Origin of the sequence: Roseovarius sp. EL26 (assembly GCF_900327775.1) — a bacterium.
Taxonomy (GTDB): domain Bacteria; phylum Pseudomonadota; class Alphaproteobacteria; order Rhodobacterales; family Rhodobacteraceae; genus Roseovarius.
Map to the genome: position 1 here is coordinate 197318 of NZ_OUMZ01000005.1, position 19822 is coordinate 217139.

General features: G+C 52.5%; 20 protein-coding genes and 1 tRNA gene. 10 read left to right on the top strand and 11 right to left on the bottom strand.

Annotated features, from left to right (window positions below):
* Positions 1-3: 3 nt before the first annotated feature.
* Positions 4-1149, bottom strand: coding sequence for a molecular chaperone DnaJ (gene dnaJ, locus D9A02_RS02865; RefSeq protein ID WP_120499463.1), 1146 nt, complete (start codon positions 1147-1149; stop codon positions 4-6).
* Positions 1150-1222: 73 nt separating this feature from the next.
* Positions 1223-3136, bottom strand: coding sequence for a molecular chaperone DnaK (gene dnaK / locus D9A02_RS02870; RefSeq protein WP_120499464.1), 1914 nt, complete (start codon positions 3134-3136; stop codon positions 1223-1225).
* Positions 3137-3354: 218 nt separating this feature from the next.
* Here dnaK and D9A02_RS02875 point away from each other — a divergent pair, with 218 nt between their 5' ends.
* Positions 3355-3951, top strand: a complete 597-nt coding sequence (locus tag D9A02_RS02875) for an alpha-ketoglutarate-dependent dioxygenase AlkB (RefSeq protein ID WP_254054529.1) — start codon at positions 3355-3357, stop codon at positions 3949-3951.
* A gap of 59 nt (positions 3952-4010) precedes the next feature.
* Here D9A02_RS02875 and D9A02_RS02880 read toward each other — a convergent pair whose 3' ends face one another.
* Entirely contained in the window at positions 4011-4832 is an 822-nt protein-coding gene (locus D9A02_RS02880; protein WP_120499466.1) for an ABC transporter permease, read from the bottom strand.
* A 129-nt stretch (positions 4833-4961) separates the two neighbouring features.
* Here D9A02_RS02880 and cysQ point away from each other — a divergent pair, with 129 nt between their 5' ends.
* The 8 genes from cysQ to D9A02_RS02920 all read left to right on the top strand — a co-directional run bounded on the left by cysQ (position 4962) and on the right by D9A02_RS02920 (position 13935).
* The gene (cysQ, locus tag D9A02_RS02885) at positions 4962-5759 is read left to right on the top strand and encodes a 3'(2'),5'-bisphosphate nucleotidase CysQ (RefSeq protein ID WP_120499467.1); all 798 of its coding nucleotides are present in this window, start codon (positions 4962-4964) and stop codon (positions 5757-5759) included.
* The gene (locus D9A02_RS02890; protein ID WP_120499468.1) at positions 5759-6559 is read left to right on the top strand and encodes a manno-octulosonate cytidylyltransferase; all 801 of its coding nucleotides are present in this window, start codon (positions 5759-5761) and stop codon (positions 6557-6559) included. The genes cysQ and D9A02_RS02890 overlap by 1 nt, the downstream gene beginning before the upstream one ends.
* Before the next feature lie 168 nt (positions 6560-6727).
* Positions 6728-7624, top strand: a complete 897-nt coding sequence (galU, locus tag D9A02_RS02895; protein WP_120499469.1) for a UTP--glucose-1-phosphate uridylyltransferase GalU — start codon at positions 6728-6730, stop codon at positions 7622-7624.
* Positions 7625-7642: 18 nt separating this feature from the next.
* Positions 7643-8626 carry a UDP-glucose 4-epimerase GalE gene (gene galE / locus D9A02_RS02900; protein WP_120499470.1) on the top strand — a complete coding sequence of 328 codons (984 nt, stop codon included), beginning with the start codon at positions 7643-7645 and terminating at the stop codon, positions 8624-8626.
* A 40-nt stretch (positions 8627-8666) separates the two neighbouring features.
* Positions 8667-9689 carry a glycosyltransferase family 2 protein gene (locus D9A02_RS02905; RefSeq protein WP_120499882.1) on the top strand — a complete coding sequence of 341 codons (1023 nt, stop codon included), beginning with the start codon at positions 8667-8669 and terminating at the stop codon, positions 9687-9689.
* A 106-nt stretch (positions 9690-9795) separates the two neighbouring features.
* Complete coding sequence (locus tag D9A02_RS02910; RefSeq protein ID WP_120499471.1) at positions 9796-10782, top strand: glycosyltransferase family 2 protein; 987 nt, start codon at positions 9796-9798, stop codon at positions 10780-10782.
* Positions 10783-10801: 19 nt separating this feature from the next.
* Positions 10802-12502, top strand: a complete 1701-nt coding sequence (locus D9A02_RS02915) for a beta-1,6-N-acetylglucosaminyltransferase (protein WP_120499472.1) — start codon at positions 10802-10804, stop codon at positions 12500-12502.
* A gap of 5 nt (positions 12503-12507) precedes the next feature.
* Positions 12508-13935 carry a sulfotransferase family 2 domain-containing protein gene (locus D9A02_RS02920; protein ID WP_120499473.1) on the top strand — a complete coding sequence of 476 codons (1428 nt, stop codon included), beginning with the start codon at positions 12508-12510 and terminating at the stop codon, positions 13933-13935.
* Positions 13936-13937: 2 nt separating this feature from the next.
* Here D9A02_RS02920 and D9A02_RS02925 read toward each other — a convergent pair whose 3' ends face one another.
* The 7 genes from D9A02_RS02925 to D9A02_RS02955 all read right to left on the bottom strand — a co-directional run bounded on the left by D9A02_RS02925 (position 13938) and on the right by D9A02_RS02955 (position 17865).
* Positions 13938-14402: a PTS sugar transporter subunit IIA gene (locus D9A02_RS02925; protein WP_120499474.1), complete on the bottom strand. Its 465-nt coding sequence runs from the start codon at positions 14400-14402 to the stop codon at positions 13938-13940.
* Between the two features lie 45 nt (positions 14403-14447).
* The gene (raiA, locus tag D9A02_RS02930; RefSeq protein ID WP_120499475.1) at positions 14448-15011 is read right to left on the bottom strand and encodes a ribosome-associated translation inhibitor RaiA; all 564 of its coding nucleotides are present in this window, start codon (positions 15009-15011) and stop codon (positions 14448-14450) included.
* Positions 15012-15254: 243 nt separating this feature from the next.
* Positions 15255-16013: an LPS export ABC transporter ATP-binding protein gene (lptB, locus tag D9A02_RS02935; protein WP_120499476.1), complete on the bottom strand. Its 759-nt coding sequence runs from the start codon at positions 16011-16013 to the stop codon at positions 15255-15257.
* 1 nt (position 16014) lies between these two features.
* Positions 16015-16518: a lipopolysaccharide transport periplasmic protein LptA gene (gene lptA / locus D9A02_RS02940; RefSeq protein WP_254054530.1), complete on the bottom strand. Its 504-nt coding sequence runs from the start codon at positions 16516-16518 to the stop codon at positions 16015-16017.
* 5 nt (positions 16519-16523) lie between these two features.
* Positions 16524-17138 carry an LPS export ABC transporter periplasmic protein LptC gene (gene lptC, locus D9A02_RS02945; protein WP_120499477.1) on the bottom strand — a complete coding sequence of 205 codons (615 nt, stop codon included), beginning with the start codon at positions 17136-17138 and terminating at the stop codon, positions 16524-16526.
* 2 nt (positions 17139-17140) lie between these two features.
* Complete coding sequence (locus tag D9A02_RS02950) at positions 17141-17752, bottom strand: ribonuclease D (protein ID WP_162932941.1); 612 nt, start codon at positions 17750-17752, stop codon at positions 17141-17143.
* A gap of 27 nt (positions 17753-17779) precedes the next feature.
* A tRNA-Leu gene (locus D9A02_RS02955) sits at positions 17780-17865 on the bottom strand.
* Positions 17866-18014: 149 nt separating this feature from the next.
* Between D9A02_RS02955 and D9A02_RS02960 the strand changes: the two genes are divergently transcribed.
* Positions 18015-18995 carry a complex I NDUFA9 subunit family protein gene (locus tag D9A02_RS02960; protein WP_120499479.1) on the top strand — a complete coding sequence of 327 codons (981 nt, stop codon included), beginning with the start codon at positions 18015-18017 and terminating at the stop codon, positions 18993-18995.
* A gap of 1 nt (position 18996) precedes the next feature.
* Here D9A02_RS02960 and D9A02_RS02965 read toward each other — a convergent pair whose 3' ends face one another.
* Positions 18997-19800 (bottom strand): undecaprenyl-diphosphate phosphatase, encoded by an 804-nt coding sequence (locus tag D9A02_RS02965; RefSeq protein ID WP_120499480.1) that lies wholly within the window; start codon positions 19798-19800, stop codon positions 18997-18999.
* Positions 19801-19822 lie beyond the last annotated feature (22 nt).

The following is a 19822-nucleotide window of genomic DNA, read 5'->3' on the forward strand; positions in this document are numbered from 1 at the left end:
TTTCTAGCTTTTCATCGAATCCCAGAAGGATTTGACCGATTTGAAGAAGCTGCTGCTTTCGGGGTTATTGTCATCCGAAAGTGTGTCGAACTCGCGCAGGATTTCTTTCTGGCGCGAGGTCAGGTTGACCGGGGTTTCAACGGCCAGTTCAATGAACATATCGCCCGAGGCAGCGCCGCGCAGTGCAGGCATGCCTTTGGCGCGCAGACGCATTTGGCGGCCAGATTGAGAGCCTGCAGGGATTTTCACCCGTGACTTGCCGCCGTCAATGGTTGGCACCTCGATGTCACCCCCCAATGCCGCGGTGGCAATGGACACCGGCACTCGGCAAAACAGGTTCAGGTCTTCACGTTCAAAGATGGTATGTTTGGACACTTCGATGAAGATATAAAGATCACCCGCTGGGCCGCCACGCATGCCGGCTTCGCCTTCGTTGGCCAGGCGGATACGGGTGCCGGTTTCGACGCCCGCAGGAATGTTGACGCTGAGCGAGCGGTCTTTTTCAACACGACCTTGACCATGGCAGCTGTTGCAGGGGTTTTTGATGATTTGCCCCAGGCCTGAGCAGGTCGGACAGCTGCGTTCAACCGTGAAAAAGCCTTGCTGCGCGCGCACCTTGCCCATGCCAGAACATGTGGGGCAGGTGGTGGGCTCTTGGCCACCATCGGCACCTGTCCCGTTGCACGAATCGCACGCAATAGACGTTGGAACGTTGATGGTTTTCTGTAGACCGTTGTAGGCCTCTTCCAGCGTTACACGCAGGTTATAGCGCAAGTCCGAGCCGCGCGCTGCGCGCTGACGTCCGCCGCCACCACGCCCGCCGCCCATGAAATCACCAAAAAGGTCATCAAAGACGTCCGAGAAAGAGCTGCTAAAGTCACCATGTCCGCCACCGGGACGCCCGCCGCCGCCGCCCATTCCGCCTTCAAAGGCTGCATGGCCATAGCGGTCGTAGGCGGCTTTTTTGTCTGCGTCCTTAAGAACGTCATAAGCCTCGCCGACCTCTTTAAAGGCGGCTTCGGAACCGGGATTGTCTTTGTTACGGTCTGGGTGAAGTTCTTTGGCTTTGCGGCGGTAGGCTTTTTTGATTTCCTCTGCCGAGGCTCCTTTGGAGGTGCCGAGAACTTCGTAATAATCGCGTTTGGCCATCGGGATCTCCCTTTGCGGGAACGTCGGGGGCGATCTGGCGCACCAGATCGCCCCCTAAGTTTCCGTCAGCGCATTAAGCGCGCTTGTCGTTGTCGAGATCTTCGAAGTCGGCGTCGACGATGTCGTCTTCGCTTGGACCAGCATCAGCGGCTGCTGGCTCGTTTTCAGCTTCTTCTTGGCTGGCCTTGTAGATCGCTTCGCCAAGTTTCATCGCGGCCTCGGTCACGTTCTGGACGCCCGCTTTGATTTTCTCGCCGGTGGCGTTGTCGTCCTCAAGATCATCTTTGAGGGCGGCAATTGCCAGCTCGATCGCTTCAATCGTGGTTGGGTCAACCTTTTCGGCATGCTCTTCCATCGACTTTTCAGTCGAGTGGATCAGGCTTTCAGCCTGGTTGCGTGCCTCGACCAGCTCCTTGCGGGCTTTATCGGCATCAGCGTTTTCTTCGGCGTCGCGTACCATTTGATCGATGTCTTCATCTGACAGACCGCCAGAAGCTTGGATCGTGATCTTATGCTCTTTGCCGGTGCCTTTGTCTTTGGCTTGAACCGAGACGATGCCGTTGGCGTCGATGTCAAAGGTTACTTCGATCTGTGGCATGCCGCGTGGTGCGGGCGGGATGCTTTCCATGTTGAACTGACCGAGGATCTTGTTGTCCGCCGCCATTTCACGCTCGCCCTGGAAGACACGGATGGTCACGGCCGACTGATTGTCTTCAGCGGTCGAGAAGATCTGTGATTTGTTGGTCGGGATCGTGGTGTTGCGGTCGATCAGGCGAGTGAAAACACCACCCAGCGTTTCGATACCCAGCGACAGAGGGGTTACGTCGAGCAGAACAACGTCTTTGACGTCGCCTTGCAAAACGCCAGCCTGAATGGCGGCACCCATGGCAACCACTTCGTCAGGGTTCACACCTTTGTGCGGCTCTTTGCCGAAGAATTTGGTCACTTCTTCGATCACGCGTGGCATCCGTGTCATCCCGCCAACCAGAACAACCTCGTCGATTTCGCTGGCGGACATGCCAGCGTCTTTCAACGCGGCCTGACAGGGTTTGATTGACGCTTTGATCAGGTCAGAAACCAGTGATTCCAGCTTGGCACGGGTCAGTTTCATGACCATGTGCAGTGGTGCGCCGTCTTTGCCCATCGAGATGAACGGCTGGTTGATCTCGGTTTGGGAGCTGCTGGACAGTTCGATCTTGGCTTTTTCAGCGGCTTCTTTCAGACGCTGTAGGGCCATTTTGTCTTTGGTCAGATCAACGGCGTGCTCTTTTTTGAATTCGCCGGCCAGATAGTTGACGATGCGCATGTCAAAGTCTTCACCGCCAAGGAACGTGTCACCGTTGGTGGATTTAACTTCAAACAGGCCTTCGTCGATTTCCAGAATGGTCACGTCGAATGTACCGCCACCAAGGTCATAAACCGCGATGGTGTGGGTTTCTTCTTTGTCCAGACCGTAAGCCAGAGCGGCAGCTGTCGGCTCGTTGATGATGCGCAGCACTTCGAGGCCAGCGATCTTGCCGGCGTCTTTGGTGGCCTGACGCTGGGCGTCGTTGAAATAGGCAGGAACGGTGATGACGGCTTGCGTCACTTCTTCGCCAAGATAGCTCTCGGCGGTTTCTTTCATTTTACCTAGGATGAAGGCAGAAATCTGTGATGGCGAGTATTTTTCGCCGCGCGCTTCGATCCATGCGTCGCCATTGCCGCCGTCGATGACGTTGAATGGCATGTTTTTCTTATCTTTGGCCAGATCTGCATCGTCTTCACGACGACCAATCAGACGTTTGACACCAAAGACAGTGTTTTCTGGGTTGGTGACGGCCTGGCGTTTGGCAGGCTGACCAACAAGGCGCTCGTCTTCAGCGAAACCAACGATCGAAGGCGTTGTACGTGCACCCTCGGAGTTTTCGATTACACGCGCTTGGCTGCCGTCCATGATGGCGACGCAGCTGTTTGTGGTTCCCAGGTCAATCCCGATAACTTTAGACATATTTTAATCCCTTCTACTTTAGGCGATGGTCTGGGTGCCTGACCCATTATGGCATCTGGCCCCTAATGAAATTGCTAAACCGGTTGCCCAGTTCGGCGCTTCCGGGCGTATATAGGCAGGCGAATGCCTTCCTGCAAGCGTTCGGCGGGCTTGGAATGGGTAATTTTGGCTGAAATACATCAACGATGATGGGGTTCTTGGGAAGAATGGAAAAAACGATGCTTGAATTGCGTGAATTTCGTATTTTCAAAGGGTATTTGGATTCAGTAATGCAGGCAGAGATTCTAGCATCTATCAAGGCTGTCGCCGCGCAGGCCCCACCATTTTCTCCGATGACCCCTTATGGTAAGCCGATGAGTGTCAAGATGACGTCGGCGGGTAAATATGGCTGGTATTCTGACCGGTCGGGGTATCGCTATGCTGTCCAGCATCCAAACGGTGTGGCGTGGCCGCCTATCCCGGAGCCTGTGATGCAGATTTGGCGGAAACTGGTTGGATCTGAGCGTTTGCCAGAATGCTGCTTGATTAACTTTTATGGTGAAGGGGCCCGCATGGGCCTGCATCAAGATAGGGACGAGGCTGATTTTAGCTGGCCGGTTGTTTCGGTTTCGCTGGGGGATGATGGGTTGTTTCGCATTGGTAACTCAACCAAGGGGGGATCAACCGAATCGATTTGGTTGCAGTCTGGCGATGTTGTCGTGATGGGCGGCGATGCGAGGTTAACCTATCATGGCGTTGACCGGATCAGGTTTGGATCTTCTCAGCTGTTGGACAAAGGCGGCAGGTTGAATTTGACCCTTCGAGTCGTCGATTGATCTTTTTGTTGTCAACGCCTCATCCCCGCGTTTCATGGCAACTGGCGATTGTTGTAGCCTCATCGGCTGGCATACCAGCTGTTTGAATCGTACTGCCGAGTATAAAATTCGCCCATCATTCCCAACACAATCAGGATCACGCCCACAATGATGGGATATTCTAGTGAAGAGTTTCGTGGAAAGTAATTTATGAAAACAAAGCCGCGACACTGATCGATGATGTGGAATAGCGGATTCCAGTCAAACAGCGCCAACATCGAAGATGGCAGTGAATTGGCTACAAACATCTTACCAGAGGCAATCATATTGGCACGTATGTAGAGTTGCTGAAATATCTTCACAAAGCCCGGGAACCATGGGTTCATGGCAAGCAATATTAGGCCAACACCGATGCCTGAAAACCAGGCGAGCAGCAGCATCAAAAATGCCATAATAGGCTGATTGATGTCAAATGGGGTGACCAGCATGTGATACACAAACATAATCAGGAAAATCGACAGCACTTGTATATACAGTGCTGACAGCGCCGCTGAGGCAATCATGATAATTGGCTTCATCGGCGCGTGTTTCAACATCGCCGTGGTCACACTTGCAGAGTTAGAGATTGAACTGACTGTCTTGACGTGGGTCATATATATCATGATGCCGCTCATCAGGTACAACATGAAGTCCCCCCTGATTTTGACCCCCTTAACGCCCAGAACGGTAAACATCACATAAAACACGGCCAGCATGATCATGGCCTGCATTATATTAATCCCAAGCGAGACAAACGCATTGCGGTGCCCAGAGCGCAGTTGGTGTGACGTCTCAAGAAAGATCAGATCTGCAATATCGGCGGCAGATTGCAGCATTGATCTGGGGCGTCTTGTTCCAAACATGATGTACCTTCTTCGCTTTTGAGCGAGTTTTCCACGCAAGTCTTGCTGTTAGGTTACCAACGTATCATAAGGTTGCGAGTTGAGACCATAACCAATCCGCATCATGGGTCGATACAAAAGGAGTCTAAATTGGATTACGAAAAGCTTATTCCAGTGATCCGCCGACTGGCGCTTGAAGCGGGCGACAAGATCATGGAAATTTACAATTCGGATGATTTTGAGGTCAAAGCAAAATCAGATGATAGCCCGGTGACTGAGGCCGATGAGGCCGCAGATGCAATGATTTCGGCGGGCTTAATTGAACAGTTTCCTGACGTAGTGTTGGTGACCGAGGAGCAAGCGGATACTCATCGCGAAAAAGCTGATACTTTTCTGATCGTTGATCCGTTGGATGGCACCAAGGAATTCGTCAACCGGCGTGGCGATTTTACCGTGAATATTGCCTATGTGAAGAACGGTATTCCGATACGCGGGGTGGTATACGCTCCGGCCAAAGAACGGATGTTTTACACATTGGCGGATGGGAGCGCAGTTGAGGAAACCGGACCCTTTGCCAAAGATGTAATCGGCGACACAACGCCGATCCGTGTGTCCAATCCGGATAATGCTGCATTGTCGATCGTGGCCAGTAAATCACATCGTGATCAGGCAACCGATGATTACATCGAAAAATATGCCGTGGCTGATATGAAAAGCGCAGGTTCGTCGCTGAAGTTTTGCCTGATTGCAACGGGTGAGGCGGATCTCTACCCGCGCGTTGGGCGGACTATGGAATGGGACACCGCCGCAGGTCACGCCGTTTTGCAGGGTGCGGGGGGCAACGTGGTACGGTTCGATGATCATACGCCTTTGCAATATGGTAAGGATGGATATGCCAACCCATTTTTCATCGCCTATTCACCAACTGTCGAATTGAAGGAAGCCTGATGAGTGTTTTGATCGTTATTCCGGCGCGTTATGCATCGACTCGCTACCCTGGTAAGCCTCTTGTCGCGCTGACCGGGGCGTCGGGGGTGGCCAAAAGCCTTGTGCAAAGATCCTGGGAGGCAGCACAGCAGGTCAAGGGTTGTGACCGGGTGGTCGTGGCCACGGATGACGATCGCATCAAAGAAGCCTGTGAGGCATTTGGAGCCGAGGTGGTCATGACCCCTGAAAGCTGTGCTAATGGCACAGAACGCTGTTCCGCAGCATTGGATGCGCTGGGCGGCGGGTATGACATTATCGTGAACCTTCAGGGAGATGCGCCGCTGACGCCGCATTGGTTTGTCGAGGATCTGGTGCAGGGTCTGCAGGACGATCTGCAAGCCGAGGTGGCCACACCTGTATTGCGTTGTGACGGTGCCGCGCTGAATGGGTTTTTGCATGACCGTTCTGAGGGGCGTGTCGGGGGCACAACGGCTGTCTTTACGCAGGAACGTCGGGCGCTTTATTTTTCAAAAGAGGTCATCCCCTATACCCCGGATCGCTACGCTGACACTGACGAAACACCAGTTTTTCACCACGTTGGCGTTTATGCATATCGCCCGGATGCCTTGAAGATGTATTGCGAATGGCCCACCGGGCCATTGGAGGGCCTTGAGGGGCTGGAGCAGCTTCGCTTCCTGGAGCAGGGACGGTCAGTTCTATGTGTCGAAGTTGAGGCGCGCGATCGGCAATTTTGGGAGTTGAACAACCCCGAAGATGTACCGCGGATCGAGAAAATGATGTCAGAAATGGGTATGAACTAGCATTTATGTGTTGAACGGTGCTGAATTTCCCCCTGAAAAGGTGAGGAATACCACCATATCAATGATCAATGATTTACGGTACGGTAACGTTGATTTGTCACCGTACGCACATGCAAATGCCAGAATCATCGTGTAGTGATTGGTGGACAGAAGAATTCAGGAGGCCCTATGCGCCGCAAGGTTACAAAAGCAATTTTCCCGGTTGCAGGTATGGGAACCCGGTTCTTGCCCGCTACCAAATCCGTTCCAAAAGAAATCATGACTTTGGTCGATCGCCCGTTGGTGCAATACGCGATTGACGAAGCGCGCGCTGCGGGAATTAAAGAATTTATTTTCGTGACCTCACGGGGCAAAGGCGCCTTGGAGGATTACTTCGACAATGCACCCCAGCTGGAGCAAGAATTGCGCCGCAAGGGTAAGAATGAACTTCTGGATATTCTCAAAAACACCAACATGGACAGCGGTGAGGTGGCCTATATGCGCCAGCATAAACCTCTGGGGTTGGGCCATGCTGTTTGGTGCGCACGCCGTTTGATCGCGAACGAGCCTTTTGCCGTTATTCTGCCGGACGACGTGATTGCGGCCGAAAAACCATGTTTGGCGCAGATGGTCGAAGCCTTTGAGGAAACGCAAAGCAATATCGTTGCCGCGATGGAAGTGCCGGATGAGCAGGCGTCATCTTATGGTGTTCTGGACATCAAAGAGGACATGGGTCAAATCGTATCGACCAAAGGCATGGTTGAAAAACCGGCCCCAGGCGAGGCACCATCCAATCTGGCTGTGATCGGGCGTTATATCCTGACGCCTACGATTTTGCAGAAGCTGAACAAGAAGAAAGCTGGTGCCGGTGGGGAAATCCAACTGACTGATGCCATCGCCGATGCCCGCGAGGAAGAAGGCGAAGAGGTTTACGGGTTTCGTTTCGCTGGCCAGCGTTTCGACTGCGGATCAAAAGCCGGATTTTTGCAAGCCACTGTGGCCTTTGCACTTGCCCGTGATGAGCTGCGAGATGATCTGTTGAATTTCCTAAATGATACGGTCTACTCCCAGAAAGCGGCGCAATAAATCATCGGGAGGTTTGGTGTGCCAAATATTCTGGTTACCGGGGGCGCCGGATACATCGGATCACATGCCTGCAAGGCGCTGAAGGCCGCCGGGTATACACCTGTTACCTATGACAACCTAAGCACCGGCTGGGAAGATGCCGTCAAGTTTGGCCCTTTTGAAAAAGGCGACCTTCTGGATCGCGCCCGGCTAGACGAGGTTTTTGTAGCCTATCAACCCGTTGCAGTGATGCATTTTGCAGCATTGAGCCAAGTGGGCGAAAGTATGCAGATGCCCGGGTTGTATTGGCGCAACAATGTCATGGGATCGCTGACCTTGATTGAGGCCGCGGTAGCTGCCGGCTGTCTCAAATTTGTCTTCTCGTCAACTTGTGCAACATACGGCGATCAGGACAACGTAGTGTTGGATGAGGATTGCATACAGCAACCGATCAACGCCTATGGCGGATCGAAAAAAGCGGTCGAGGATATTCTTGGTGATTTTCAAGCGGCCCACGGCTTGCAGCATGTTATTTTCCGTTATTTCAACGTGGCTGGAGCTGATCCAGAGGCTGAAGTCGGAGAATTTCATCAACCTGAGACACACTTGATACCGTTGATTTTGGATGCGGTAGATGGCCGTCGTGATGCCTTGACCATTTATGGCACGGATTATGAAACACCTGATGGCACATGCATTCGCGATTATGTGCATGTGATGGATTTGGTGGATGGGCATATTCTGGGGCTGCAATGGTTAGAAGATGGTAACGGTAGCCGTGTATTTAATTTGGGCACAGGACATGGGTTTTCCGTGCGTGATGTGATCAGACACTCGCACATGGTGAGCAACAAAGATGTTCCTGTTGTCGAAGGTGCGCGTCGCCCGGGGGATTGTACCAAGCTGGTGTCCGGCTCAGTGAGGGCCAAGGCCGAGCTTGGGTGGATGCCACACCGATCCGACCTGAAAACCATGGTTGCAGATGCCTGGCGCTGGCATCAATCTGGACATTACGAAAAATAATGCCAATGCTGGCAAAATGAACGATGGGCAGGCAAGGCCGATGGCGTGGCTGGAGCAAGTAGCGTTGGCATACCGATTGCGGTGGAAACGCCGTCGTCTGTTGTTTCGCGCGTTGCGTAAACGCCGTCAGCTGATCGAGGTCGTTAACCGGATGGCGCAGGTTGCGCCGGATGATATTTTGCTTTTTGCAACTGTGCGCAACGAGGCAACGCGCCTACCTTATTTTCTGGACCATTACCGCAAGCTGGGTGTCCGACAGTTTATCATTGTGGACAACGCTAGTACGGACGGCACGCAGGCCTTACTGGCGGCGCAGCCCGATGTGTCGCTCTGGAGCACATCGCATAGCTATCGTTTGTCACGCTTTGGGATGGATTGGTTGACCTATCTGCAAGTCAAATACGCGCACGGACATTGGTGCCTGACCGTGGATGCGGATGAGATACTGATTTACCCCCATTATGATACGCGACCCTTGCCCGCATTAGTGGGTTGGTTGGACGCACATGGGCGAATGTCCTTTGGCGCCTTGATGCTGGATATGTATCCCAAGGGGAAATTGTCGAGTTTTCCCTATGAGGCTGGAGATGACCCCTTTGCAAACCTGTGCTGGTTTGATGCAGGGAATTATATGATTACAAAGAAACCAGATCTTAAAAATTTATGGATTCAAGGCGGGGTGAGGGCGCGGTATTTTTTTGAGGACCGCCCGCGTTATGCGCCAACCATGGGAAAAGTGCCTTTGGTCAAATGGCACTGGCGGTTCGCTTATGCCAGTTCCGCTCATACACTTTTGCCGCGGCGTTTGAATCATGTTTATGATGAACAGGGCGGTGAAATGACCTCAGGGGCGTTATTGCATACGAAGTTTCTTAATACTGTGGTGCAAAAGTCAGCCGAAGAGAAAACCCGCCAAGAGCATTTCGCGAATAGCGATCTGTACGACGCGTATTATGAGGCACTGATGGAGGACCCAGATCTTTGGTGCCCATCTTCGACACGATACCACAGTTGGCGTCAACTAGAGGCCTTGGGCCTGATGTCGAAGGGGAATTGGATTTGACGAAGATGATAGCGCGAAAAAAATGTATTAAATGTCAGCACATAGGCTATGACACAGGTACAGACATGAGCGAGGTCAGGATTTGAGTGCGGGGCAATCATATCGGATGCGATTACAACGCAAGCGGCTTCAGATCCGTGCCTGGCGAAAGCACTTTGATCTCAAACCGATTGCCAACCGTACAAAGCAGATCCAAGCAGGCGATATCTTGCTGTTTTCGACGTTGCGGGATGAGCATGTGCGACTGCCGTATTTTCTCAAATATTACCGCGATCGCGGCGTGGCGCATTTTCTGATTGTCGATAACGGCAGCGTGGACGGCAGTCGCGAGTATCTGGCTGAGCAAGATGATGTTTCGCTATGGTCGACGCCAGCCAGTTATCGAAAATCACGCTATGGGGTAGATTGGGTGACCTGGCTGCAACGGAAATACGGACATGGGCATTGGACGCTTGTGGTCGATCCCGATGAGCTGTTTGTCTACCCGTTTTGTGATACCCGTCCGATCCGCGCTTTGACAGATTGGCTTGATGTGTCGCAGGTGCGCTCTTTTGGGACAATGCTGCTGGATATGTATCCCAAAGGCCGAATTGATCATGTACGGTATCGTGCGGGGCAGGATCCGATCAAGATTGCGCCGTGGTTCGACCCCGGGAATTACACCATCGCAAAGAATCGCGAATACGGCAATTTGTGGATTCAGGGCGGCCCACGCGCACGCGTCTTTTTTCACGATCAGCCTGAAAATGCGCCAGCCTTAAACAAGATCCCTTTGGTTAAATGGGACCGTAGGTACGCTTACGTCAGTTCGACGCATATGTTACTGCCGCGCGGACTGAACCGAACGTATGATGAATGGGGCGGTGAAAAAGCCAGCGGTGCATTGTTGCATGTGAAATTTCTGGATACCTTTACCCTCAAGGCAGAGGAAGAATTGGAGCGGGGGCAGCATTATTCTGCGAGTGTGGAGTATAAAGCCTACGCCCAAACAGTACAGGAAAACCCCGAGCTTTGGTGCAATTGGTCAGAAAAATATATAAACTGGCGGCAGTTAGAAATTCTGGGCCTGATGTCCAAAGGAAACTGGGCATGAGAAGAGGGCGGTAAACAGCATGGGCGTTGGTATCATCATGTTGGTTCACACCGCCTTTGACCGGGCGGAACAGGTCGCGCGACACTGGTCGACCGCCGGCTGCCCTTTGGTTATTCATGTTGATCAGAACGTATCCGGAAAAGTCTATGACGACTTTGTCCTGGCTCTGTCAACCTTGCCAGATGTGCAATTTTCAAAACGGCACCGGTGTGAATGGGGAACCTGGGGCATCGTTGCGGCGACACAAGATGCAGCGCAGATGATGCTGGATGATTTCTCGCAAGTGAATCATGTGTTCGTGGCATCGGGCTCTTGTTTGCCGTTACGTCCAGTGCAGGAGCTGGTGGATTATCTGGCTTTGCATCCGCAGACGGATTTTATTGAATCGGTGACGACTGCTGATGTGCCTTGGACGATGGGGGGGCTGGATGAAGAGCGTTTCACTTTACGGTTCCCATTTTCTTGGCGTAAGCAGCGGTTTTTGTTCGATACATATGTCCAGTTGCAAAGGCTTGCTGGATATAAGCGTGTATTGCCCAATGGCATTGTCCCCCATATGGGGAGTCAATGGTGGTGTCTGACCCGGAAAACACTTGCCGCGATCCTGCTGGATCCTGATCGTATGATTTATGACCAGTATTTTCGAAGGGTGTGGATCCCGGATGAAAGCTATTTTCAGACACTGGTCAGGCTGTACTCTGCACAGGTTGAAAGCCGCTCTCTGACGCTGTCGAAGTTTGATTATCAAGGCAAGCCGCATATTTTCTACGATGACCATCTGCAGCTATTGCGGCGGTCTGACTGTTTCGTGGCACGTAAAATTTGGCCATTTGCAAATCGCCTGTACGATGCGTTTTTAGGTGCGGATGAGAATGGGGCACGTCGGCGGGAGCCGAACCCGGCAAAAATTGACCGTATTTTTGCCAAGGCAGTTGATCGTCGTGTTCATGGCCGACCGGGCCTGTATATGCAAAGCCGGTTTCCAGTGAAGGGCCGGGAAAACGGACTGACCTGTGCGCCATATTCGGTATTTGAAGGGTTTTCTGACCTGTTTGAGGATTTCGAACCTTGGCTGGCTAAACAAACGGGAGCCCGGGTGCATGGCCATTTATTTGCCCCTAAGCGGGCCGAGTTTGCAGATGGCTTGCGGGTGGTGAGCGGCGCGTTAAGCGATAGCCCCGTTTTGCGAGACTATAATCCACGAGCCTTTTTGGCCAATCTGTTGTGGAATACGCGGGGTGAACGGCAATGCTTTCAGTTTGGCCCACGCGATACGATCAAAGATATAGAATGGGATATCGCCAGGGATCAGAATGCACACATAACGGTCATTAGTGGGGCGTGGGCAGTGCCGTTGTTCAAATCCAATGCGAACTTTGCAGAAATCCGCAGCGAGGCCGCCCGGTTGCAACAGATCGAAAGCAAACACTTGAAAATTCTCAAATCTCAACAGACCAAGGCGCAGGTTAAGATTTGGAGTATGGCCGAATTTATTGAGGCACCGATGGAGCCTTTGCAAGGCATCATTGATGAGGTCGCTCATGAGGGCGGCCGTGGATTGGCTGAGGTGCCCAAAATGGTGGATTTGACTGGCTTTGGACAGTTCCTACAAAATCTTAGGAACCAAGGAATGCATCCCTATCTGATGGGGGCCTTTTCAGTGGTGCATGACACTTCTGACCACAGCAAACCGAAACCTAAGCCCTATTTGGTACAATAACGCACATGTCCGGTAAGTATGATTATTTCGTAGTTTTTGCAGAAATGCGAACGGGATCAAACCTGCTCGAAAGTCACCTAAATTCTCTGGCAGAGATTGAATGTCATGGCGAGGCGTTCAACCCACATTTCATCGGCTATCCAAAGCGCGATGATCTACTGGGGATGACCTTGAATGAACGCGATAAGGCGCCCAAGAAATTATTGGATGTGATGAAAAATCAGCCTGGGGTTCTGGCCGGGTTTCGGTTTTTCAATGACCACGATCCAAGGGTTTTGGAGCAGTGCCTTGATGATCCGCGTTGTGCCAAAATTGTTCTGACCCGTAATCCGTTAGACAGTTATGTGTCACTCAAAATTGCGCGGGCAACTGGGCAATGGAAGCTAACGAATGTCAAACGACGCAAAGATGAACTAGCAGCATTCGAAGTTGCGGAGTTTGAACAGTATCTGGGCCTGATACAGACTTTTCAGCAACGGTTGCTCAACAGTCTTCAGATCACGGGGCAAAGCGCGTTTTATCTCTCTTATGAAGATTTGCAGGATCTGGACGTTATCAATGGGCTGGCGCAGTTTTTGGGGGTGCCGGATCGTTTGGAAAAATTTGATGGATCGCTCAAAAAACAAAATCCTAGCCCGTTGCGTGAAAAAGTCGCGAATTACGACGAGATGAAGCAAGCTTTAAGCAAGCTGGACTATTTTGGTTTGAGCCGAATACCAAATTTTGAACCACGGCGCGGACCTGCTGTGCCATCGTTCATCACCGGAGTTAATGCTCCGTTGTTATATATGCCTGTGCGGTCCGGGGTCGAGAAACAAGTGCGCCATTGGCTGGCGGCGTTGGATGGGGCTGATCCTGATGCTCTGCCAACAGGGATGAACCAAAAGCAGCTTCGCCAGTGGAAGACGGCGCATGTCGGTCATCGAAGCTTTACAGTCTTGCGACACCCTGTTGCACGGGCGCATGCTGTATTTTGCTCAAAGATCCTCTCAGTTCAGCCTGGCGCGTTCAGTGAGATTAGAAAAAAGTTGCGCAATTTTTACAAACTGCCAATCCCGGGCAGAATTCCGCATGATGACTATCATCTCGATGGCCACAGAGCAGCATTCAAGGCATTTCTTGAATTTCTCAAGGCGAATTTGTCTGGGCAAACTAATATTAGGGTCGATCCGCATTGGGCGACGCAGAATGCTGTGTTGCAGGGTATGTCCAACTTTGCCTTTCCGGATAAGGTTTATCGGGAAGATGAGCTGGAAACCGAACTTCCTGCTTTGTCAGAGGCTCTTGGTTATGGGCGTCAGGCTTTTGTATCCCGAAGCGAGCCGGATACACCTTATGGTCTAGCTGCGATCTATGACGCCGAAATTGAGTCGCTGGTCAATACAATTTACCAGCGGGACTACGTGATGTTTGGATTTGATCGCTGGAAGTGAGTTTAGGCAGCCTGTGCGGTCTGTGCTTCGGTGATGATTGTGTACAGGGTCGCCGGATCCAGATTGGCTCGCAGTTTAGCACACACAGCACCATTGCGCAGAGTGCGAGAAATCAGGGCAAGAGCCTTGAGGTGCTCAACACCAGCATTGTGCGGCGCATACAGCGCGAATGCCAGATCAACAGGTTGGCGGTCAACCGCATCAAAATCGATCGGCTTTTCCAACAAGACCAATGCGCCAACAACATGATCAAGGCCGTGTAGTCGAGCGTGCGGCAGCGCAACACCTTTGCCAACTCCAGTTGGCCCAAGGCTTTCTCGCTCTAACAGCGCGTCTATTGCTGTTGATTGGGGCACGCCATATACGCTATCGGCGATGCCCCCGAGCTCATGCAGCAAGCGCTTCTTACTGGAAGCCGAAGATAGAACCCGAACAGCTTCGGGTTTCAGGATCGTTTCTATATCCATAGTGTGCGTCGCTCCGACAGAACGGCGCTAAGCCGTCCACTGCTCTTATGGGTCGATCCATCCTATATTGCCGTCTTCTCGGCGATACACGACGTTCAGCCCATCTTTTCCTTCGTTGCGAAAAATTAGAACCGGGGCTCCGGCCAGCTCCATCTGCATCACCGCTTCGCCGACGGATAGGGATGGGATTTTGGTTTCCATCTCTGCGACGATGATCGGCTTCAGGCTGTCAGGCTCTGTTTCTTGTCCTTCGCTTTCAGAAGCGAGGATATAAGAGGAAGCGCCGTAATGTGCAACGGGTTCTTCGCGATCACGATGGTGGTCCTTCAAGCGACGTTTGTAGCGTCTAAGCTGCTTCTCCATTTTATCACAGCATTTATCAAATGCTGCATAGATGTCATGCGCGTGGGCTTTGGCCTGTGTTGTTAGCCCGGTTGACAGGTGAACAATGGTTTCACAGACAAATTCGCTGGCGCTTTTGGAGAAAATCACATGTGCGTCGGTCGGGCGTTCGGCATACTTCTGAACGATGGAACCAAGTTCCTGCTTCACATGGACTTGCAGTGCGTCACCGATATCGATCTGTTTTCCACTGATTTGATAGCGCATTTTTTCTCCTTCATTGTTAGAACCAATACAGATCGACCACGCGCAAAAACAGCGTGGCTGGTCTTAGTATTGATTCAAGGGAAACATTCGCTTTGCTTGCGGGAAGCGGTCCCATGAAGACGGGATCGTAACCATAACAGCATGCAAAAGCCTCAATGTCATAGCCCAATTGAGGCGCTTTCTGCATCGGATGTCAATGCGATTTAATGGAACGTGATCGGATTTTTGTATTTGCAGGTGCAATCAAGAGATGCGGAAATTGTCACCCAGGTAGACCCGGCGTACATTTTCGTTTTCGACAACTTCGTCAGGACTGCCAGACATTAGTACTTGACCGTCATGCAAAATATAAGCGCGATCAACTATTTCCAGTGTTTCACGGACATTGTGATCGGTGATCAATACGCCAATGCCACGCTTTTTTAGATCGGCGACCAGATGGCGGATATCCCCGACAGAGATCGGATCTACACCGGCAAATGGTTCATCTAACAAAAGATAGCGAGGATTTGCCGCCAGGCAGCGCGCAATTTCAACCCGCCTGCGTTCTCCGCCTGACAGGGCAAGGGCTGGAGCGCGGCGCAGGTGTTCGACAGAAAACTCCGACAACAATTCTTCCAGCCGCTCGCGGCGTTTGTGCCGGTCTCTAACCGAGATATCCAAAATTGCGGTGATATTATCCTCAACCGACATGCCGCGGAAAATTGACATCTCCTGCGGAAGGTAGCCGATTCCCATCTTGGCGCGGCGGTACATCGGCAGGTTTGTGACGTCTTCTCCGTCAATCAAGACATGGCCGCCTTCTGGGTTCACTAGGCCTGCAATAGCATAGAATGTTGTCGTTTTTCCGGATCCGTTCGGCCCCAAAAGCGCGACAACTTCCCCTTGCTGCAGGCTAAGCGATACGCTGCGAATAACCACGCGCTTGCGATAGCTTTTGCGAAGGTTTTCGACGATTAGACCCTCGTTGGTATGAGCAACTTGCAGATCAGGCTGCGTCATCTCAATTCCCCTCTTCGGAGGGCAGAAGAATCGTTTTTACACGTCCGTTCATTCGGGCTGTTCCGGCGGCGGTGTCGACATGCAACTTGTCACCAGTTACGGTGTTGCCGCTTTCTTGCACCAAGATGACATTACCTTGCATGTCCATCAGCCCGGTCTGAACATCATAATCAGCGCGCTCGCCTTCGGCCACATCTGGGCCATTGACCAAGATGACATTACCGCCTGTGGCTTCAAGCCGTTCGATACCTGTACGGTCTTCGGTGTAGACGACCAGAACACGCGGCGCAGACAGGCGCATCTCTCCCTGAATGACGACCACGTCCCCGGTGAAAACAGCTGTTCCTTCGGTCTGGTCAACATCCAGATTGTCAGAGGTCACTTCAACGGGTTGGCTGTTGTCATGCGGCTCGGATCCAAAGGCGATCTGGCCGCTTTGCGCCCATGCCGCACCTGCTGTTAAAATCACTAGTCCTGCCAAGATGGTTTGCAGATGCCTGAACACGTCACTTATTCCTTACTGCTTTGCGGCTGGTATACCACCGTCACGCCGTCGGTGAAATGTAAATGTGCGTCACCGGTGATCGGATCCGAGGTTAAAATCATGCGCCCAGCCTCAAGATCACCCAAAGGGCCGGTGCTGGTTACCGTACCGGGAGTGTCGGCATAGAGCGTATCGGTTCTGGTGTTCAGCCAATCGGTTACAACGCGATAACCGTCTGCGGTTGTGATATTCACGTTCCCCATCAGCGCGGCTGTATCGTTTGCCTGATGCAGATCAGCTGTATCCGAAACGATATCTATGACCTCACCTGAGGTCAGGACGATTTGTGCGGTGACGGTGTCGGCAAATATTTTCTGCGCATCGTTTTTGTCGGGCAGGGCGGTTACGGCCTGAACCGCCATTTCATGCCCCTCGTTCATAAGGCCTGAAAATGATGGATTGGTCGCCCCCAGATCCTGAGCGCGTTTTTCAAGGTCAATCTTGGAAAAGGGAATGGCTTTGGTTGGGTCAATTTTTTCCGAGAGTAGAAACACAGTAGACAACAGGCCAAGCGCGATCAGTGGCAGGATGATTTTCATCCAAGCCACGAGCTGCGAGTGAAAGTTGTTCTTTTGTGCCATATCTAATGTGCAAAGATATCTTGCTCTGGCCAACCTGCAAGGTCCAGTTGAGCGCGTGTTGGTAGAAAATCGAAACACGATTGCGCCAACCCCATGCGCCCTTCGCGCGTCAGGTTGGTATTGAGGGTGTCGCGTAGTTTGTGCAGGTACAAAACATCCGAGGCGGCATAATCCAGTTGCGCCGCTGTCAGCTCTGGCGCGCCCCAGTCCGATGATTGCTGCTGTTTTGAGATGTCGATACCTAGCAATTCCTGCAGCAAGTTCTTCAATCCGTGACGGTCCGTATAGGTTCGAACCAGTTTGCTGGCGATTTTCGTGCAGTAAACTGGGGCGGTCAGGGCACCAAAGGCATTGTAAAGCGCCGCAATGTCAAACCGGCCAAAATGAAACAGCTTCAGCACATTCGGGTTTTCCAGCATAGCGCAGAGATTGGGGGCTTTAGTCTGGCCCAGCTCAACCTGTACCATGTGGGCATTCCCGTCCCCACCTGACATTTGCACCACGCACAGGCGGTCACGATGAGGGTTCAAACCCATAGTTTCACAATCGATCGCCACAACAGGACCCAAGTCAAGGTCATCTGGCAGGTCGTTTTTGTATAGAAAATTTGCCAATCGTTCTCTCCTTACTTGTGGAGAGAATGGTGCCCAGGAGAGGACTCGAACCTCCACGTCCATACGGACACTAGCACCTGAAGCTAGCGCGTCTACCATTCCGCCACCTGGGCCGGTGTCGTGAAGCAGGCATTTAGACCTGACCTGTCATGGTGTCAACGACGATTTCGGCATTTTGTCACAATCTTTGTGCTGTCTTGTTCAATGCGGCAGGGAAGGGTAGGAAGAAACCAGAAGATTGCCAGAGTTGAGGGGGCCACCGATGTCGAAACTTGTCACCATTTACGGCGGGTCGGGTTTTGTCGGGCGCTATATCGCGCGCCGGATGGCCAAGGCTGGTTGGCGGGTTCGCGTGGCTGTGCGGCGCCCGAACGAGGCGATGCATGTCAAAACATGTGGTGTTGTTGGGCAGGTCGAGCCGGTCCTGTGCAATATCCGTGATGAAGACAGTGTGCGTGCCGCCATGCTGGGGGCGGATGCGGTGATCAACTGCGTTGGCACATTTGACCGCAAGGGCCGCAATAATTTCGATGCTGTTCAGCATCAAGGTCCTGAGCGAATCGCACGTTGGGCTGCAGCAAATGGTGTTAGTCAGCTTGTGCATATTTCAGCGATTGGTGCTGATGAGGAATCGGATAGCCAGTATTGCCAATCCAAGGCGCTGGGTGAGGCGGCAATTCTTGGGCATTTTCCTTCTGCTGTGATTTTGCGCCCGTCTGTTGTTTTTGGAACCGAGGATGGCTTCTTCAATCGGTTCGCCGGAATGACACGCTGGGGTCCTGTGTTGCCAGTGGTGGGCGGAGATACAAAATTCCAGCCGGTGTATGTTGATGATGTCGCTGCCGCTGCCGCGCTCGGTGCTGAAGGCCAAGCTGGGGCAGGAGTGTACGAACTGGGTGGGCCCGACGTGCAAAGTTTCCGCGAATTGATGCAGCAGATGTTGGATGTCATTCGGCGCCGTCGTCTCATTGCGAATATTCCGTTCTGGATTGCGGGCATTCTGGGCGGCGTGATGGAGTTGACGCAAACCTTGTCTTTGGGCATCGTGCCGGCTCAGATCACCCGTGATCAGGTGAAAAGCCTGCGACGTGACAACGTTGTGGCGCAAGACGCACTCGGCTTTGAGGAGCTGGGTATTAAGCCCGTGGCGATGGCTGCTGTTCTGCCAGATTACTTATGGCGTTTTCGCCCCGCCGGGCAATACGAGGCGATCAAAGAATCCGCTGGCAAGTTGGGCGGCTGATTTAGGTATAGGCGATCACCAACAGGGCGATGCCCAGTATGATCCGGTAAATCACATAGGGTGTGAAGCTGATGCTGTTGAGTAATCGCATCATCAAGCTGAGCGCGATCAATGCCGCCCAAAAGGCAAAGAAGGCAGCAATTGCGCCATCGCGGATCAGGGCGGTGTTGGCGGTTATGATCACCTCACTGCCCAAGTATGCTCCGCTGGCGATGATCGTTGGGATCGACATCAGCATTGATAGTTTGGCCGCATCGCGCCGTGCATAGCCCAGAAAACGCGCGCCGGTGATGGTAATGCCGGAGCGAGATGTGCCGGGGATCAGTGCGATGGATTGCCAGACGCCCAGGATCATTGCGTCTTGTACGCTCCAGTCCTTTTGGCTTTGATGGGTTTCACCGATCTGGTCTGACCAATACAGCAGCACACCAAACACCAGCATGGCCCAACCAATCACTTTGATTGACCGCATCATCTCATCGAGTCCAGTCATGTGCAGGATCAGGCCCAGTGCGACAACCGGAATCGAGCTGACAAGCAGCAAGAGCGCGAGTTTAGCCCCTTGAGTGTCGATCCGGCCCATCATCAATTGCGGGAGCCCCAGAATTGCGGCTCTGACATCGGACCAGAAATAGAGAATGACGGCGAAAAGGGTGCCAAGGTGCACCGCGACATCAATCACCTGACCTTGATCTGCAAGTCCGGTCAGCGCGGGTAAAAGAATCAGGTGCCCTGAGGACGATACTGGCAAAAATTCTGTCAGCCCCTGAATGGCGGCAATAAGGATCAGGTGAAGTATTGGCATGCGTGGGTTCCGTTGAACTTAG

Coding starts and splice junctions, on each gene's coding strand:
- dnaJ (WP_120499463.1), bottom strand. CDS start 1,149: ATGGCCAAACGCGATTATTACGAAGTTCTCGGCACCTCCAAAGGAGCC.
- dnaK (WP_120499464.1), bottom strand. CDS start 3,136: ATGTCTAAAGTTATCGGGATTGACCTGGGAACCACAAACAGCTGCGTC.
- D9A02_RS02875 (WP_254054529.1), top strand. CDS start 3,355: ATGCTTGAATTGCGTGAATTTCGTATTTTCAAAGGGTATTTGGATTCA.
- D9A02_RS02880 (WP_120499466.1), bottom strand. CDS start 4,832: ATGTTTGGAACAAGACGCCCCAGATCAATGCTGCAATCTGCCGCCGAT.
- D9A02_RS02890 (WP_120499468.1), top strand. CDS start 5,759: ATGAGTGTTTTGATCGTTATTCCGGCGCGTTATGCATCGACTCGCTAC.
- galU (WP_120499469.1), top strand. CDS start 6,728: ATGCGCCGCAAGGTTACAAAAGCAATTTTCCCGGTTGCAGGTATGGGA.
- D9A02_RS02905 (WP_120499882.1), top strand. CDS start 8,667: ATGGCGTGGCTGGAGCAAGTAGCGTTGGCATACCGATTGCGGTGGAAA.
- D9A02_RS02910 (WP_120499471.1), top strand. CDS start 9,796: ATGCGATTACAACGCAAGCGGCTTCAGATCCGTGCCTGGCGAAAGCAC.
- D9A02_RS02915 (WP_120499472.1), top strand. CDS start 10,802: ATGGGCGTTGGTATCATCATGTTGGTTCACACCGCCTTTGACCGGGCG.
- D9A02_RS02920 (WP_120499473.1), top strand. CDS start 12,508: ATGTCCGGTAAGTATGATTATTTCGTAGTTTTTGCAGAAATGCGAACG.
- D9A02_RS02925 (WP_120499474.1), bottom strand. CDS start 14,402: ATGGATATAGAAACGATCCTGAAACCCGAAGCTGTTCGGGTTCTATCT.
- raiA (WP_120499475.1), bottom strand. CDS start 15,011: ATGCGCTATCAAATCAGTGGAAAACAGATCGATATCGGTGACGCACTG.
- lptB (WP_120499476.1), bottom strand. CDS start 16,013: ATGACGCAGCCTGATCTGCAAGTTGCTCATACCAACGAGGGTCTAATC.
- lptC (WP_120499477.1), bottom strand. CDS start 17,138: ATGGCACAAAAGAACAACTTTCACTCGCAGCTCGTGGCTTGGATGAAA.
- D9A02_RS02960 (WP_120499479.1), top strand. CDS start 18,015: ATGTCGAAACTTGTCACCATTTACGGCGGGTCGGGTTTTGTCGGGCGC.
- D9A02_RS02965 (WP_120499480.1), bottom strand. CDS start 19,800: ATGCCAATACTTCACCTGATCCTTATTGCCGCCATTCAGGGGCTGACA.